The sequence below is a fragment of the Paenibacillus ferrarius genome, from assembly GCF_002027705.1.
GTDB lineage: Bacteria > Bacillota > Bacilli > Paenibacillales > NBRC-103111 > Paenibacillus_E > Paenibacillus_E ferrarius.
The window spans coordinates 15094-28989 of record NZ_MBTG01000035.1 but is presented as its reverse complement, the minus strand read 5'-3'; the positions used below and the strand labels follow the sequence as shown (position 1 = coordinate 28989).

The 13896-nt window shown below is 43.2% G+C and carries 25 protein-coding genes; all 25 read left to right on the top strand.

All coding sequences use genetic code 11. From position 1 onward, the window contains the following. Positions 1-91: 91 nt before the first annotated feature. The 25 genes from BC351_RS30145 (at position 92) to rpmD (ending at position 13879) form a co-directional block, all read left to right on the top strand. Positions 92-343, top strand: a complete 252-nt coding sequence (locus BC351_RS30145; RefSeq protein ID WP_079418027.1) for a ribosomal L7Ae/L30e/S12e/Gadd45 family protein — start codon at positions 92-94, stop codon at positions 341-343. A 161-nt stretch (positions 344-504) separates the two neighbouring features. After that, positions 505-924 carry a 30S ribosomal protein S12 gene (gene rpsL / locus BC351_RS30140; protein ID WP_028557500.1) on the top strand — a complete coding sequence of 140 codons (420 nt, stop codon included), beginning with the start codon at positions 505-507 and terminating at the stop codon, positions 922-924. Positions 925-968: 44 nt separating this feature from the next. Next, the gene (rpsG, locus tag BC351_RS30135) at positions 969-1439 is read left to right on the top strand and encodes a 30S ribosomal protein S7 (protein WP_047683198.1); all 471 of its coding nucleotides are present in this window, start codon (positions 969-971) and stop codon (positions 1437-1439) included. Positions 1440-1478: 39 nt separating this feature from the next. Then, entirely contained in the window at positions 1479-3554 is a 2076-nt protein-coding gene (gene fusA, locus BC351_RS30130; protein ID WP_079418025.1) for an elongation factor G, read from the top strand. A gap of 39 nt (positions 3555-3593) precedes the next feature. Continuing rightward, positions 3594-4784 (top strand): elongation factor Tu, encoded by a 1191-nt coding sequence (tuf, locus tag BC351_RS30125; RefSeq protein WP_079418023.1) that lies wholly within the window; start codon positions 3594-3596, stop codon positions 4782-4784. A gap of 239 nt (positions 4785-5023) precedes the next feature. Beyond that, complete coding sequence (rpsJ, locus tag BC351_RS30120; protein ID WP_028557496.1) at positions 5024-5332, top strand: 30S ribosomal protein S10; 309 nt, start codon at positions 5024-5026, stop codon at positions 5330-5332. 46 nt (positions 5333-5378) lie between these two features. Further along, positions 5379-6002, top strand: coding sequence for a 50S ribosomal protein L3 (gene rplC, locus BC351_RS30115; RefSeq protein ID WP_029196463.1), 624 nt, complete (start codon positions 5379-5381; stop codon positions 6000-6002). A gap of 16 nt (positions 6003-6018) precedes the next feature. After that, positions 6019-6645, top strand: a complete 627-nt coding sequence (gene rplD / locus BC351_RS30110; protein WP_079418020.1) for a 50S ribosomal protein L4 — start codon at positions 6019-6021, stop codon at positions 6643-6645. Further along, on the top strand, positions 6642-6932 hold the full coding sequence (gene rplW / locus BC351_RS30105; protein WP_028557493.1) for a 50S ribosomal protein L23: 291 nt from the start codon (positions 6642-6644) through the stop codon (positions 6930-6932). Before rplD ends, rplW begins: the two co-directional genes overlap by 4 nt. Before the next feature lie 32 nt (positions 6933-6964). Further along, positions 6965-7795, top strand: coding sequence for a 50S ribosomal protein L2 (rplB, locus tag BC351_RS30100; protein ID WP_079418016.1), 831 nt, complete (start codon positions 6965-6967; stop codon positions 7793-7795). A gap of 39 nt (positions 7796-7834) precedes the next feature. After that, positions 7835-8113, top strand: a complete 279-nt coding sequence (gene rpsS, locus BC351_RS30095; protein WP_029196461.1) for a 30S ribosomal protein S19 — start codon at positions 7835-7837, stop codon at positions 8111-8113. Positions 8114-8143: 30 nt separating this feature from the next. Then, a complete protein-coding gene (rplV, locus tag BC351_RS30090; RefSeq protein WP_028557490.1) occupies positions 8144-8476 on the top strand; it encodes a 50S ribosomal protein L22 in 333 nt (110 codons plus the stop codon). A gap of 13 nt (positions 8477-8489) precedes the next feature. Beyond that, on the top strand, positions 8490-9152 hold the full coding sequence (rpsC, locus tag BC351_RS30085; RefSeq protein ID WP_079418013.1) for a 30S ribosomal protein S3: 663 nt from the start codon (positions 8490-8492) through the stop codon (positions 9150-9152). Between the two features lie 3 nt (positions 9153-9155). Further along, positions 9156-9590 carry a 50S ribosomal protein L16 gene (gene rplP / locus BC351_RS30080; RefSeq protein ID WP_029196459.1) on the top strand — a complete coding sequence of 145 codons (435 nt, stop codon included), beginning with the start codon at positions 9156-9158 and terminating at the stop codon, positions 9588-9590. Further along, positions 9580-9777, top strand: a complete 198-nt coding sequence (gene rpmC / locus BC351_RS30075) for a 50S ribosomal protein L29 (RefSeq protein WP_028557487.1) — start codon at positions 9580-9582, stop codon at positions 9775-9777. The genes rplP and rpmC overlap by 11 nt, the downstream gene beginning before the upstream one ends. 27 nt (positions 9778-9804) lie before the next feature. Next, positions 9805-10068, top strand: a complete 264-nt coding sequence (rpsQ, locus tag BC351_RS30070) for a 30S ribosomal protein S17 (protein ID WP_079418009.1) — start codon at positions 9805-9807, stop codon at positions 10066-10068. A 35-nt stretch (positions 10069-10103) separates the two neighbouring features. Continuing rightward, complete coding sequence (gene rplN, locus BC351_RS30065; RefSeq protein WP_028557485.1) at positions 10104-10472, top strand: 50S ribosomal protein L14; 369 nt, start codon at positions 10104-10106, stop codon at positions 10470-10472. A gap of 55 nt (positions 10473-10527) precedes the next feature. Further along, positions 10528-10881, top strand: a complete 354-nt coding sequence (gene rplX, locus BC351_RS30060) for a 50S ribosomal protein L24 (protein ID WP_079418006.1) — start codon at positions 10528-10530, stop codon at positions 10879-10881. 33 nt (positions 10882-10914) lie between these two features. Continuing rightward, positions 10915-11457, top strand: a complete 543-nt coding sequence (gene rplE / locus BC351_RS30055) for a 50S ribosomal protein L5 (protein WP_079418003.1) — start codon at positions 10915-10917, stop codon at positions 11455-11457. A gap of 36 nt (positions 11458-11493) precedes the next feature. Continuing rightward, positions 11494-11679, top strand: coding sequence for a type Z 30S ribosomal protein S14 (locus tag BC351_RS30050; RefSeq protein WP_029196455.1), 186 nt, complete (start codon positions 11494-11496; stop codon positions 11677-11679). A 33-nt stretch (positions 11680-11712) separates the two neighbouring features. Next, positions 11713-12111 (top strand): 30S ribosomal protein S8, encoded by a 399-nt coding sequence (gene rpsH / locus BC351_RS30045; protein ID WP_056834171.1) that lies wholly within the window; start codon positions 11713-11715, stop codon positions 12109-12111. A 29-nt stretch (positions 12112-12140) separates the two neighbouring features. Next, positions 12141-12683: a 50S ribosomal protein L6 gene (gene rplF, locus BC351_RS30040; protein WP_079418000.1), complete on the top strand. Its 543-nt coding sequence runs from the start codon at positions 12141-12143 to the stop codon at positions 12681-12683. 101 nt (positions 12684-12784) lie between these two features. Then, positions 12785-13153, top strand: coding sequence for a 50S ribosomal protein L18 (rplR, locus tag BC351_RS30035; protein WP_079417997.1), 369 nt, complete (start codon positions 12785-12787; stop codon positions 13151-13153). Between the two features lie 28 nt (positions 13154-13181). Continuing rightward, complete coding sequence (rpsE, locus tag BC351_RS30030) at positions 13182-13679, top strand: 30S ribosomal protein S5 (RefSeq protein WP_029196451.1); 498 nt, start codon at positions 13182-13184, stop codon at positions 13677-13679. Between the two features lie 11 nt (positions 13680-13690). Next, the gene (gene rpmD, locus BC351_RS30025) at positions 13691-13879 is read left to right on the top strand and encodes a 50S ribosomal protein L30 (RefSeq protein ID WP_079417994.1); all 189 of its coding nucleotides are present in this window, start codon (positions 13691-13693) and stop codon (positions 13877-13879) included. Positions 13880-13896 lie beyond the last annotated feature (17 nt).

Genomic DNA, 13896 nt, shown 5'->3' with positions numbered 1-13896 from the left:
AAGTTATTCCTTGACACTAGAAGTTCAAAGTGCTAATATATCGTAGTGTGCCTAAGTTGATATTCTTTCCTTTCTTTGAAGGGGGTGCCTTATGTCTTATGATAAAGTCAAACAGGCGAAGAATATACGTGTAGGTACTAAGAAAGTCACGAAGATAGTGGAGCAAGATCAAGCTGTCGAAGTATTTGTTTCCAAAGATGCAGATCCGCGATTGACGATAAAACTGGTAGCCCTCTGTACGCAGAAGGGAATACCTGTAACCTACGTAGATTCTATGAAGATGCTAGGTAAAGCATGTGGAATTGAAGTTGGAGCTGCGGTAGCAGCTGTTGTAAATGAATAAACGCTAATGACGTTTTTGTTAGTGGGCTTAGCATACATAAGTTTTCATGACTTTTGCAGCTGTCCATGGCAAGGACTTTCTATTTGCTCATTTATGACTCGCCTGGATCTGTGGGCTTGCAAGAGAACATCATGTTATGAATGTAGGGAGGAGGTGGCGATATGCCAACAATTAACCAACTAGTACGTAAAGGTCGTCAAGCGAAGGTGGATAAATCTAAATCACCAGCTTTGCAAAAAGGTTTTAACGCTTTGAAAAGAGAAGCAACGGATTTGAGTGCACCTCAAAAACGTGGTGTCTGCACGCGTGTAGGTACTATGACTCCTAAGAAGCCTAACTCCGCACTTCGTAAATATGCACGTGTTCGTTTAACGAACCGCGTAGAGGTGACAGCTTACATTCCAGGTATCGGTCACAACCTGCAAGAACACAGTGTTGTATTGATCCGTGGAGGTAGAATTAAAGATCTTCCAGGGGTACGTTATCACATCGTGCGTGGCGCGCTGGATACTTCCGGTGTTAACAACCGTAAGCAATCCCGTTCCAAATACGGTACTAAACGTCCGAAAGTTAAAAAATAAGAGATAATAATCAGGGATGATTCTTATAAGAAAGGGGGATAACTATGCCTCGTAAAGGTCCAGTTACTCGCAGAGACGTATTGCCAGATCCAATTTATAATAGCAAACTTGTCACTCGTCTTATCAATCGCATCATGATTGATGGAAAAAGAGGGGTAGCACAGTCCATTTTATACAATGCTTTTAACCTCGTGAAAGATCGTACAGGTAAAGAGCCAATGGAAGTGTTCGAAGCAGCTATCAAAAACATTATGCCAGTACTTGAAGTAAAAGCTCGCCGTGTTGGTGGAGCAAACTATCAAGTGCCTATCGAAGTAAGACCTGATCGTCGTTCGACATTAGGCTTGCGTTGGTTGGTCAACTACTCCCGCCTACGCGGTGAGAAGACGATGGAAGAAAGATTAGCTTACGAAATTATCGATGCTAGCAACAGCACAGGTTCTTCCGTTAAGAAACGTGAAGATACGCACAAAATGGCTGAAGCTAACAAAGCATTCGCTCATTATCGTTGGTAGAATAAGAAAACTAATTTCAGAAAGGAGACATAACGACCTATGGCTAGAGAGTTCTCCTTAAAAAACACACGTAATATCGGGATCATGGCTCATATCGATGCTGGTAAAACGACAACAACAGAGCGTATTCTTTACTACACTGGTAAAGTTCACAAAATCGGAGAAGTGCACGAAGGTGCAGCTACGATGGACTGGATGGAACAGGAACAAGAGCGCGGAATCACGATTACTTCCGCCGCTACGACTGCGCAATGGGAAGGTCACCGCATCAATATTATTGATACCCCGGGACACGTTGACTTTACTGTTGAGGTAGAGCGTTCCCTTCGTGTGTTGGATGGAGCAGTTGGTGTATTTAGTGCGAAAGAGGGCGTTGAGCCTCAATCGGAAACAGTTTGGAGACAAGCTGATAAATACAACGTTCCACGTATCGCTTACGTAAACAAAATGGATATCATCGGTGCAGACTTCCTGCAAGTTGTTGAATCCATGCGTCAAAAACTTGGTGCAAATGCAGTTGCAATTCAACTTCCGATCGGTGCTGAGAATGAATTCAAAGGTATCATCGATTTAGTTGAAGAAGTGGCGTATATGTACAAAGACGATCTTGGCAAGGATATCGAGAAAGTTGAAATTCCTGCTGAGTTCAAAGATCAAGTTGCAGAATTAAGATTGGAACTGATCGAGAAAGTTGCTGAGCTTGATGAAGAGCTTACAATGAAATATCTCGAAGGTGAAGAGCTTACTGTTGATGAGATCAAAGGAGCACTACGTAAAGGTGTCTGTGAAGTGAAAATCTTCCCAGTTATCGTAGGGTCTTCTTACAGAAACAAAGGTGTTCAATTGATGTTGGATGCAGTTATTAACTACCTGCCATCCCCTCTTGATGTACCTGACATTAAAGGTGTACTTGACGATGGTACTGAAGTGATTCGTAAGTCTGCTGATGATCAACCGTTCTCAGCACTTGCATTCAAAATCATGACAGATCCTTTCGTTGGTCGTCTTACCTTCTTCCGTGTATACTCTGGTACATTGAACTCCGGTTCCTATGTCGTTAACGCGACTAAAGGCAAACGTGAGCGTGTTGGTCGTATTCTGCAAATGCATGCGAACTCACGTCAAGAAATCAGCATCGTATACGCAGGTGATATTGCCGCGGCTGTTGGATTGAAAGATACAACAACTGGTGATACACTTTGTGATGAGAAGAACCCTGTTATCCTTGAGAAAATGGTCTTCCCTGAACCGGTTATTCAGCTTGCTGTTGAGCCGAAGACGAAAGCCGACCAAGATAAAATGGGTATCGCATTGCAAAAACTTGCAGAAGAAGATCCTACGTTCCGTGCTTCTACAGATGAAGAAACAGGACAAACGATCATCGCGGGTATGGGTGAGCTTCACCTTGAAATCCTCGTTGACCGTATGCTTCGTGAATTCAAAGTAGAAACGAATGTAGGTAAACCTCAAGTAGCATACCGTGAAACATTCCGTGCTGCTGCTAAAGTTGAGGGTAAATTCGTTCGTCAATCCGGTGGTCGTGGTCAATACGGACATTGTTGGGTTGAGTTTGAACCTCAAGAAGCTGGCACTGGTTTCATCTTCGAGAACAAGGTAGTAGGGGGATCTATTCCTAGAGAATATATCGCACCTATTCAAGCTGGTATCGAAGAGTCCATGAAAAACGGTGTAATCGCAGGATTCCCGCTCGTGGATATCAAAGCTACTGTTGTCGATGGATCATACCATGATGTTGACTCCAATGAAATGGCGTTCAAAATTGCGGGATCCATGGCACTTAAAGCAGCAAAAGAAAAATGTAAACCGGTTCTTCTTGAGCCAATCATGAAGGTTGAAGTTACTGTACCAGAAGAGTACATGGGCGATGTTATGGGTGACCTTAACTCCCGTCGTGGACGTATCGAAGGTATGGACAGCCGTCATGGAGCACAAGTCATCCGTGCTAAGGTACCTCTTTCCGAAATGTTTGGTTATTCCACAACACTTCGTTCGAGAACACAAGGCCGTGGTGTTTACTCCATGGAACTTTCACATTATGAAGAAGTACCTAAGTCCATTGCAGAAGAAATTATTGCAAAAGGCAAAGGCGCTTAATATAAAACTAATAGTCACTCTAAGGAGGAATCGTTTAAAATGGCAAAGGCTAAATTTGAACGTAACAAACCGCATGTTAATATCGGTACTATCGGTCACGTTGACCATGGTAAAACAACTTTGACAGCTGCTATCACAACTGTATTGTCCAAAAGATACGGTGGAGCTGCAGTAGCTTTCGACCAAATCGATAAAGCACCAGAAGAGCGCGAGCGCGGTATCACAATCTCCACAGCTCACGTTGAGTACGAAACACCTAACCGTCACTACGCACACGTTGACTGTCCTGGACATGCTGACTATGTTAAGAACATGATCACTGGTGCTGCTCAAATGGACGGAGCGATCCTGGTTGTATCCGCAGCTGACGGCCCTATGCCGCAAACTCGTGAGCACATCCTTCTTTCCCGTCAAGTAGGCGTACCTTACATCGTTGTATTCCTTAACAAATGTGATATGGTTGAAGACGAAGAGTTGCTTGAATTGGTTGAGATGGAAGTTCGCGACCTTCTTAACGAATATGAGTTCCCAGGCGATGATACTCCAATCATCCGTGGAGCAGCTCGTGAAGCTCTTCAAAACCCAGATGGTGCATGGGCTGACAAAATCATCGAGTTGTTTGAACAAGTTGATACTTATATCCCAACTCCTGAGCGTCAAACTGACAAACCGTTCCTTATGCCGGTTGAGGATGTATTCTCAATCACTGGTCGTGGAACAGTTGCAACTGGTCGTGTTGAGCGTGGTACTGTTAAAGTACAAGAAGAAGTTGAAATCGTTGGTATCGCTGAAGAAACTCGTAAATGCATCGTAACTGGTGTAGAGATGTTCCGTAAATTGCTTGATTCCGCTCAAGCTGGGGACAACATCGGAGCATTGCTTCGTGGTGTTGACCGTAAAGACATCGAGCGTGGACAAGTACTTGCGAAACCAGGTTCAGTTAAACCACACACGAACTTCACAGCACAAATCTACGTTCTAACTAAAGAAGAGGGTGGCCGTCATAAGCCTTTCTTCACTGGTTACCGTCCACAGTTCTACTTCCGTACAACTGACGTAACGGGTATCATCTCCCTTCCAGAAGGTACTGAGATGGTTATGCCAGGTGATAACATCACAGTTACAGTTGAACTGATCAACCCTATCGCAATCGAAGAAGGAACACGCTTCGCGATTCGTGAAGGCGGACGTACAGTTGGTGCGGGCGCGGTTGCTACAATTCAAAAATAATACCTTTTTATAGAAGAAACACTCATCGTTTAGGCGATGAGTGTTTTTTTATGCGAATGCCTAAAAATAAGCTTGCAATTCACTTTCAAATTTTATATAATATAAAACGTTGGTCTGTGACGTTGCGATGATGTGAAAGGTTGCCGACACACCTGGCCCCTTTGCCATGGGGATGGTTGTTGGAGAATTTTCACGGAGTATGTCCGATACTAAATTGGGCGATAGAAGGAGGGACTTATATGGCAAAGCAAAAAATTCGTATCCGTTTGAAAGCTTATGATCACAGAATCATTGATCAATCAGCTGAGAAAATCGTGGAAACTGCCAAGCGTTCCGGTGCAGGTGTATCCGGTCCGATTCCGCTTCCGACAGAGAAGCAAATCATCACGATTCTTCGTGCGGTACACAAGTACAAGGATTCGCGTGAGCAATTCGAAATGCGTACGCATAAGCGTCTAATCGATATTGTGAATCCTACACCACAAACAGTTGATGCTCTGATGCGTTTAGACTTACCGTCTGGCGTTGACATTGAGATCAAACTGTAAAACTACTATAGAATTGAACGTTTAGGAAGGAAATGAGGTGTCAACGATGAAAGGTATCTTAGGAAAAAAACTTGGGATGACACAGTTGTTTACTCCGGAGGGTAATGTAGTTCCGGTAACTGTCATTCAAGCGGGACCATGTGTGGTACTGCAAAAGAAAGATGTGGATAACGACGGATATGAGTCGATCCAAATCGGTTTTGATGATGTTAAAGCTAGCAGAATCATTAAACCAGAGCTTGGCCATGCGAAAAAAGCAGGGGCAACGCCTAAGCGCTACGTTAAAGAAATTCGTGGCATTCAGTTGGGTGACTATGAAGTTGGTCAAGAGCTGAAAGCAGATCTGTTTACAGAGGGCGAATTCGTTGATGTAACGGGTACTTCCAAAGGTAAAGGTTTCCAAGGTAACATCAAAAGACATAACCAATCCACAGGCCCTATGGCACACGGATCACGTTATCACCGCGGACCAGGTTCGATGGGTTCCATTCAAGCAAACCGCGTTCCTAAAGGTAAGAAATTGCCAGGGCACATGGGTAACGAAACAGTAACTTTGCAAAATTTGCAAATCATTAAAGTAGATGCTGAACGTAATGTATTGCTAGTTAAAGGTTCCATTCCGGGCCCTAAAAACAGCTACGTTAGCGTGAAGTCTGCTGTTAAAAAGTAAGAAAGGAGGAAGACAGATGCCAAAAGTAGCTTTATATAATGTAACAGGTGCTCAGGTAGGAGAAGTTGAACTGTCTGACGTTGTTTTCGGAATTGAACCTCACGTTCACGCGATTCATGAAGCTGTTCTCTTGCAACAAGCAGCTGTGCGTCAAGGGACACACAAAACAAAAGGTCGTTCAGAAGTACGCGGCGGCGGTCGTAAACCTTGGAAACAAAAAGGAACAGGCCGTGCTCGTCAAGGTAGTATTCGTGCTCCACAGTGGAAAGGCGGCGGTACCGTATTCGGACCAACTCCTCGCAGCTATGGTTTCAAATTACCTAGAAAAGTTCGTCGCTTAGCGATCAAATCCGCTTTGTCCTCGAAACTTATCGATAACAACTTGATCGTATTGGATCAACTTGAATTGAATGCTCCTAAGACGAAAGAATTCGTAGCAATCTTGAACAACCTGAAAGTAGATCGTAAAGTATTGGTTGTAGGCGTTGCTAACGACTCCAACGTTGCTTTATCTGCTCGCAATATCCCAGGTGTGAAATTCGTTGCTGCTAATGGTGTGAATGTTCTTGATGTCATGTTGTATGACAAATTGATCATTACACAAGAAGCTGTACAGAAAGTTGAGGAGGTGCTTGCACAATGAAAAATCCACGCGACATTATCAAGCGCCCGATCATCACTGAGCGTACAAGCGACCTAATGGCTAACAAAAAGTATGTTTTCGAAGTGGATCTTCGCGCTAACAAAACAGAAATTAAACAAGCCATTGAAGCTATCTTCAAAGTAAAAGTTACAAATGTAAACACATTGAGAATGCCAGCTAAGCCTAAACGCTATGGCAAACACTCCGGCTACACTTCCATCTGGAAGAAAGCTATCGTGTCCTTGAGCGCAGAAAGCAAAGAATTGGAATTCTTTGAATCGGTATAAACCCCATTTCTTAAAGTTAGGAGGAAATCAGAGTGCCAATTAAAAAATATAAACCAACCTCACCAGCACGACGTGCGATGTCGGTTTCTACTTTTGAAGAAATCACAACATCAACACCGGAGAAATCCTTGCTTGCTCCTCTGTTCAAGCATGCTGGTCGTAATAACCAAGGTAAAATTACGGTTCGTCACCATGGTGGTGGACACAAACGTAAATACCGTATTATCGATTTCAAACGTACTAAAGATGGAATACCAGGACGCGTTGCTACAGTTGAGTACGATCCTAACCGTTCCGCAAACATCGCATTGATTCATTATGCAGATGGTGAGAAAAGATACATCATCGCTCCTAAAGGTCTTAAAGTGGACGATCGCATCGTATCCGGACCACAATCCGATATCAAAATCGGTAACGCTCTTCCATTGGAAAACATTCCAGTTGGTACAGTTATCCACAACATTGAGTTGAAACCTGGTAAAGGTGCACAATTAGTGCGCGCTGCTGGTACAGAAGCTCAATTGCTTGGTAAAGAAGATACTTACGTAACGATTCGCCTTTCATCCGGTGAAGTTCGTAAAGTACTTAAAGTTTGCCGCGCAACAATCGGTTCTGTTGGTAACGAAGATCACGAACTCGTGAAAATCGGTAAAGCAGGACGTAATCGTTGGAAAGGCAATCGTCCACAAGTTCGTGGGGTCGTAATGAACCCGAATGATCACCCACACGGTGGTGGTGAAGGACGTGCACCAATCGGACGTAAATCACCTATGTCTCCATGGGGTAAACCGACGCTTGGTTTCAAAACTCGTAAAAAAGGTAAAGCATCCGATAAATACATTGTACGTCGCCGTACGAAGTAATATGAATTCTCTTAAGGTTCAAGGAAGGGAGGAACACCCATGGGTCGCAGCTTAAAGAAAGGTCCATTTATTGATGGATACTTACTGAAAAAAGTAGAAGACTTGAACACATCCAGTAAAAAACTGGTTATCAAAACGTGGTCCCGTCGTTCTACGATTTACCCGCAATTCGTTGGTCACACTTTCGGAGTGTACGATGGAAGAAAACACGTGCCTGTTTATGTAACAGAAGATATGGTTGGACATAAGCTTGGTGAATTTGCTCCAACACGTACTTACAAAGGTCACGACGACGATAAAAAAACCGGAAAACGTTAATTTCATTTTTAACCGAGAGGAGGTACTACCATGCAAGCTAAAGCAATATTGAACCACGCTCGGATTGCTCCTCGTAAAGCAAAGCTAGTTGTTGACTTGATTCGGGGAAAAGCGGTAGGTGAAGCGATCGCGATTCTGCGTCATACGCCTAAAGCAGCTTCTCCAATTCTGGAGAAACTATTGAATTCCGCAATTGCCAATGCAGAGCATAACTATTCATTAGATCCTAATAAACTAGTGGTTTCTGAGACGTTTGTTAACCAAGGACCAACAATGAAAAGGTTCCAACAACGTGCAATGGGCCGTGCTAGCGCGATCAAAAAACGTACCAGCCACATCACAATCGTGGTATCTGAAAAATAAGGAGGGATAACGTGTGGGTCAGAAAGTAAACCCGGTAGGCTTTAGAATTGGTATTATTCGTGATTGGGAGTCCAAATGGTTCGCAGAGAAAGATTTCGGAACTCTGTTGCTTGAAGATGTCAAAATCCGCGAATACTTGAAGAATAAACTTAAAGATTCCGCAGTTTCCCGATTCGATATCGAGCGCGCGGCTAACCGTGTGAACGTTACGATTCATACTGCAAAACCAGGAATGGTTATTGGTAAAGGCGGAGCTGAAGTTGAAGTTATTCGCAACTACATCGCTGCTATGTCCAATAAAAAAGTTCACATCAACATTTCTGAAATCAAAAGCCCTGACCTTGATGCTATTCTAGTAGCTGAAGCTGTTGCACTTCAATTGGAACGTCGTGTTTCTTTCCGTCGTGCGATGAAACAAGCTATGCAAAGAACAATGAGATCCGGCGCTAAAGGTATTAAAGTAGCAACTAGCGGACGTCTTGGCGGTGCTGAGATTGCTCGTACGGAAGGATATAGCGAAGGAACTGTTCCACTTCATACGCTTCGTGCGGATATCGACTATGGTACTGCTGAAGCAGCCACTACTTATGGACGTATCGGTGTAAAAGTATGGATTTATCGTGGAGAAGTACTTCCGCCAGCTAAGAAAAAGGCTCAGCCGGAAGGAGGAATTTAAATCATGTTAGTACCTAAACGTGTAAAACACCGTAAAGAACACCGCGGTAACATGAAGGGTCGCGCTAAAGGCGGTACGGAAGTAGCTTTTGGCGAATATGGTCTGCAAGCGGTAGAACCGGCTTGGGTTTCCAACCGTCAAATCGAAGCAGCACGTATTGCCATGACACGTTACATCAAACGTGGCGGTAAAGTTTGGATTAAAATCTTCCCAGCTAAACCAGTTACACAAAAACCGCTCGAAGTTCGTATGGGTAGTGGTAAAGGTAACGTGGAAAAATGGGTTGCTGTAGTAAAACCGGGTAAAATTTTGTTTGAACTTGCTGGTGTAAGTGAAGAGGTCGCTCGTGAAGCGATGCGTCTTGCTGCTCACAAGCTTCCAATCAAAACGAAATTCGTGAAAAGAGAAGAAGTAGGCGGTGAAGCAAATGAAGGGTAGTGAATTCCGGAACTTAACCACTGCTGAAATTGAGCAAAAAGTTAATGGTTTTAAAGAAGAACTCTTTAACCTCCGTTTTCAACTAGCTACTGGTCAATTGGACAACCCGACTCAAATTCGTGATTTGCGTAAAGAGATCGCTCGTGCCAAGACTATTTTGCGTGAAAGAGAATTGGGGATTGGGTAACCAAATCTAGAAGGGAGGGTTCCTTAGATGGCTGAACGTAACGATCGTAAAGTCCTGATCGGTAAAGTTGTCAGCGATAAAATGGATAAAACCATTGTTGTTGCTGTCGAAACTTACAAAAAACATGATCTCTATCACAAGAGAATCAAACATACGAAAAAGTTTAAAGCACATGATGAAAACAACCAAGCTAAAATTGGTGACACTGTGAAAATCAGTGAAACTAGACCATTGTCCAAAGATAAAAGCTGGAGACTGGTTGAAGTAATTGAAGTTGCAGTTGTTATCTAATATTATAGACATGAACCTCGAAAGGAGGGAATACGATGATTCAACCATTTACTCGTTTGGCTGTCGCTGACAACTCAGGTGCGAAACAATTAATGTGTATCCGCGTTTTGGGTGGTACTGGTCGTCGCGTTGGTCACATTGGTGATTTGATCGTCTGTTCAGTAAAAGAAGCAACACCAGGTGGCGTTGTCAAAAAAGGTGACGTTGTTAAAGCAGTTATCGTTCGTACGAAGAGCGGAGCTCGTCGTAAAGACGGTTCATATATCTCATTCGATGAGAATGCGGCTGTTATCGTGAAAGAAGATAAAAGCCCACGTGGTACACGTATCTTTGGACCAGTTGCGCGCGAACTTCGTGACAGAGACTTCATGAAGATCGTATCCTTGGCTCCAGAAGTTATCTAAGAACAGTTACGATGTTTGTTTTCCTTACGGGAAACCTCAGGAGGTGTAGAAGCTAATGCCAAGATTAAAAAAGAGATTAGAATCTCATAACAATAAACTGCACGTGAAAAAGGACGATACGGTTTTTGTGATCACAGGTAAAGACAAAGGTAAAAAGGGTCGCGTTATCGCTGCTTATCCTCGTCAAAACCGTGTACTTGTTGAAGGTGTGAACATGGTTAAGAAACATGCGAAACCATCCCAACAAAACCCACAAGGCGGTATCTTAAATCAAGAAGCGGCAATCCACGTTTCCAACGTGATGCTGATTGATCCTAAGAGCGGCAAGCCTACTCGCGTAGGTTACAAAGTATTGGATAACGGAACGAAAGTTCGCATCGCGAAAAAATCCGGCGAAGTTATCGATTAATACAAACAAGCATGGAAAGGAGGCAAATGAGTCATGGCAGTAAGAATGAAAGATCGTTATTTGAACGAAATTACTCCAGCGTTAATCCAAAAGTTTAACTACTCAACAGTAATGCAAGTTCCTAAAGTCGAGAAAATCGTTATCAACATGGGTGTTGGTGAGGCTGTTTCGAACTCCAAAGTACTTGATACTGCAGTAGAAGATCTTCAAAAAATCGCTGGTCAAAAACCAGTTGTAACCAAATCCAAAAAAGCTATCGCGGGTTTCAAACTTCGTGAGAATATGCCAATCGGCGTGAAAGTAACTCTTCGCGGCGAGCGCATGTATCATTTCTTGGATAAACTTTTCAACGTATCACTTCCACGTGTACGTGACTTCCGTGGTATTTCCAACAAGGCTTTTGACGGCCGTGGAAACTACACACTTGGTCTGAAAGAACAACTCATTTTCCCTGAAATTGAGTATGATAAAATTGATAAAGTTCGTGGTATGGATATTGTTATCGTAACGACGGCTAAGTCTGACGAGGAAGCTCGCGAGCTTTTAACACAACTCGGAGCACCATTCGTAAAATAGGTCACCAGTCGTACCTATCAGGAGGTGTTATATTAAGTGGCAAAAACTTCGATGAAAGTCAAACAGCAACGTACCCCGAAGTTTAAAGTGCAAGCATACACACGTTGTGAGCGCTGCGGACGTCCGCATTCAGTGCTTCGCAAGTTCAAAATTTGTCGGATTTGTTTCCGCGAATTAGCACATAAAGGTCAGATTCCTGGCGTTAAAAAAGCAAGCTGGTAATCACCCTATTTTCGGGAAGGAGGTTTACACAAAATGGTCATGTCAGATCCAATTGCAGATATGCTAACTCGCATTCGTAATGCGAATATCGTACGTCATGAAACAGTTGAAATTCCTGCGTCAAAAGTGAAGAGGGAAATCGCTGAAATCCTTAAAAAAGAAGGATTTATCCGTGATGCTGAGTACGTTGAAGATAGCAAACAAGGTATCATTCGTTTGTTCCTGAAATACGGTTCAAACAATGAGCGTGTTATCTCTGGTTTGAAAAGAATTAGTAAACCAGGTCTACGCGTTTATACAAAATCACAAGAAGTCCCTCGTGTATTGGGCGGATTAGGGATTGCCATCATCTCCACATCTAAAGGAGTTATGACGGATAAAGATGCTCGTCAATCCAAAGCTGGCGGAGAGGTTATCTGCTACGTTTGGTAATACAATTGTAATTGAATGGAGGTGCAAACATGTCTCGTATTGGTCGTAAGCCAATCACCATTCCAAGTGGTGTAAATGTAACACTAGACAATACTCAAATTACGGTTAAAGGCCCTAAAGGTTCTTTATCCCGTGAACTTCATAAAGATATGAAAGTAAATGTTCTAGAAAACGAGATTTCCGTTGAGCGTCCTTCCGATAACAAACTCCACCGTTCCCTGCATGGTACAACACGTAGTGTTGTTGCCAACATGGTAAGTGGCGTAACGGAAGGCTTCACGAAATCTTTGGATCTAGTAGGCGTAGGTTACCGTGCAAACAAAAGCGGTGACAAACTGGTTCTCAACGTTGGTTACTCCCATCCAGTTGAAATCACTCCTGAGAACGGTATTGAATTCGATGTTCCATCGAATACGAAAATTATCGTTAAAGGTATTGATAAAGAATTAGTAGGCGCTATGGCAGCAAAAGTTCGTTCCGTACGTGAACCTGAGCCGTATAAAGGTAAAGGGATCAAGTATGAAGGCGAGCGCATCCTTCGTAAAGAAGGTAAAGCTGGTAAGAAGAAATAAGATCGTAAGATCGCGAGTAATAGCTAAAAGTTCTCTCGAGAGAGCTTGCTACGTAAGCATAAGCCTCGCATCATAAGATGATGAAAGGAGTGTAAGTATAGATGATTACTAAAAGCGATAAAAATAAAGCACGTTTGAAAAGACACCTTCGTGTTCGTAAGAAAATTGAAGGTACAACTGTTCGTCCGCGCTTAAACATTTTCCGTTCTTCCAAACACATGTATGCTCAATTGATCGATGATACAACAGGCGTAACAATCGCTTCGGCATCGACTCAAGATAAAGATCTGAAAAGTGATATTGGTAACGGTGGCAACGTAGAAGCTGCTCGTAAAGTTGGCGCATTAATCGCTGAGCGCGCGAAAGCTAAAGGTTTTGACAAAGTGGTTTTTGACCGCGGTGGATACCTTTATCATGGACGTGTTCAAGCATTAGCTGATGCAGCTCGTGAAGCTGGACTAGAATTCTAGGAAAAACATATATAAGGAGGTAAAAGACTTGCGTGTAGATCCTAATACTTTAGAGCTAACAGAAAAAGTCGTTAATATTAATCGCGTAGCTAAAGTAGTAAAAGGCGGACGTCGTTTCAGCTTCAGCGCACTTGTTGTCGTTGGCGATGGCAATGGCTGGGTTGGCGCAGGAATCGGTAAAGCTTCCGAAGTTCCTGATGCAATCCGCAAAGGCATTGAAGATGCGAAAAAGAACTTGATTCATGTTCCTATCGTAGGCACTTCGATTCCTCACCTTGTAACAGGTAAGTTTGGTGCAGGACGTGTTCTGTTGAAACCAGCTTCCCAAGGTACAGGAGTTATCGCAGGCGGACCAGTTCGTGCAGTACTTGAACTTGCTGGTATCGGCGATATCTTGACAAAATCCCTGGGTTCATCGAACTCCATGAACATGGTTAACGCAACGCTTGAAGGCTTAAGCCGTTTGAAAAAAGCGGAAGAAGTTGCAAAGCTTCGTGGAAAAACAGTTCAAGAGCTATTAGGTTAGGAGGGGTAAACATGGCGAAACAATTACAAATTACCCTAAAACGCAGCCTGATTGGCCGCCCTGAAACGCAACGCGTTACTGTGAAAACACTTGGTCTGCGCAAGCTGCACCAAACTGTTCTTCATCAAGATAATGCTGCAATCAGAGGCATGGTTAATCAAGTAAGCCATTTGGTAGAAGTTAAAGAAATCGAAGCATAGTAACACATATTAAGATC

Excerpts from the sequence above, each read along its gene's own strand:
- BC351_RS30145 (WP_079418027.1), top strand. The coding sequence starts at position 92 with ATGTCTTATGATAAAGTCAAACAGGCGAAGAATATACGTGTAGGTACT.
- rpsL (WP_028557500.1), top strand. The coding sequence starts at position 505 with ATGCCAACAATTAACCAACTAGTACGTAAAGGTCGTCAAGCGAAGGTG.
- rpsG (WP_047683198.1), top strand. The coding sequence starts at position 969 with ATGCCTCGTAAAGGTCCAGTTACTCGCAGAGACGTATTGCCAGATCCA.
- fusA (WP_079418025.1), top strand. The coding sequence starts at position 1,479 with ATGGCTAGAGAGTTCTCCTTAAAAAACACACGTAATATCGGGATCATG.
- tuf (WP_079418023.1), top strand. The coding sequence starts at position 3,594 with ATGGCAAAGGCTAAATTTGAACGTAACAAACCGCATGTTAATATCGGT.
- rpsJ (WP_028557496.1), top strand. The coding sequence starts at position 5,024 with ATGGCAAAGCAAAAAATTCGTATCCGTTTGAAAGCTTATGATCACAGA.
- rplC (WP_029196463.1), top strand. The coding sequence starts at position 5,379 with ATGAAAGGTATCTTAGGAAAAAAACTTGGGATGACACAGTTGTTTACT.
- rplD (WP_079418020.1), top strand. The coding sequence starts at position 6,019 with ATGCCAAAAGTAGCTTTATATAATGTAACAGGTGCTCAGGTAGGAGAA.
- rplW (WP_028557493.1), top strand. The coding sequence starts at position 6,642 with ATGAAAAATCCACGCGACATTATCAAGCGCCCGATCATCACTGAGCGT.
- rpsS (WP_029196461.1), top strand. The coding sequence starts at position 7,835 with ATGGGTCGCAGCTTAAAGAAAGGTCCATTTATTGATGGATACTTACTG.
- rplV (WP_028557490.1), top strand. The coding sequence starts at position 8,144 with ATGCAAGCTAAAGCAATATTGAACCACGCTCGGATTGCTCCTCGTAAA.
- rplP (WP_029196459.1), top strand. The coding sequence starts at position 9,156 with ATGTTAGTACCTAAACGTGTAAAACACCGTAAAGAACACCGCGGTAAC.
- rpmC (WP_028557487.1), top strand. The coding sequence starts at position 9,580 with ATGAAGGGTAGTGAATTCCGGAACTTAACCACTGCTGAAATTGAGCAA.
- rpsQ (WP_079418009.1), top strand. The coding sequence starts at position 9,805 with ATGGCTGAACGTAACGATCGTAAAGTCCTGATCGGTAAAGTTGTCAGC.
- rplN (WP_028557485.1), top strand. The coding sequence starts at position 10,104 with ATGATTCAACCATTTACTCGTTTGGCTGTCGCTGACAACTCAGGTGCG.
- rplX (WP_079418006.1), top strand. The coding sequence starts at position 10,528 with ATGCCAAGATTAAAAAAGAGATTAGAATCTCATAACAATAAACTGCAC.
- rplE (WP_079418003.1), top strand. The coding sequence starts at position 10,915 with ATGGCAGTAAGAATGAAAGATCGTTATTTGAACGAAATTACTCCAGCG.
- rpsH (WP_056834171.1), top strand. The coding sequence starts at position 11,713 with ATGGTCATGTCAGATCCAATTGCAGATATGCTAACTCGCATTCGTAAT.
- rplF (WP_079418000.1), top strand. The coding sequence starts at position 12,141 with ATGTCTCGTATTGGTCGTAAGCCAATCACCATTCCAAGTGGTGTAAAT.
- rplR (WP_079417997.1), top strand. The coding sequence starts at position 12,785 with ATGATTACTAAAAGCGATAAAAATAAAGCACGTTTGAAAAGACACCTT.
- rpmD (WP_079417994.1), top strand. The coding sequence starts at position 13,691 with ATGGCGAAACAATTACAAATTACCCTAAAACGCAGCCTGATTGGCCGC.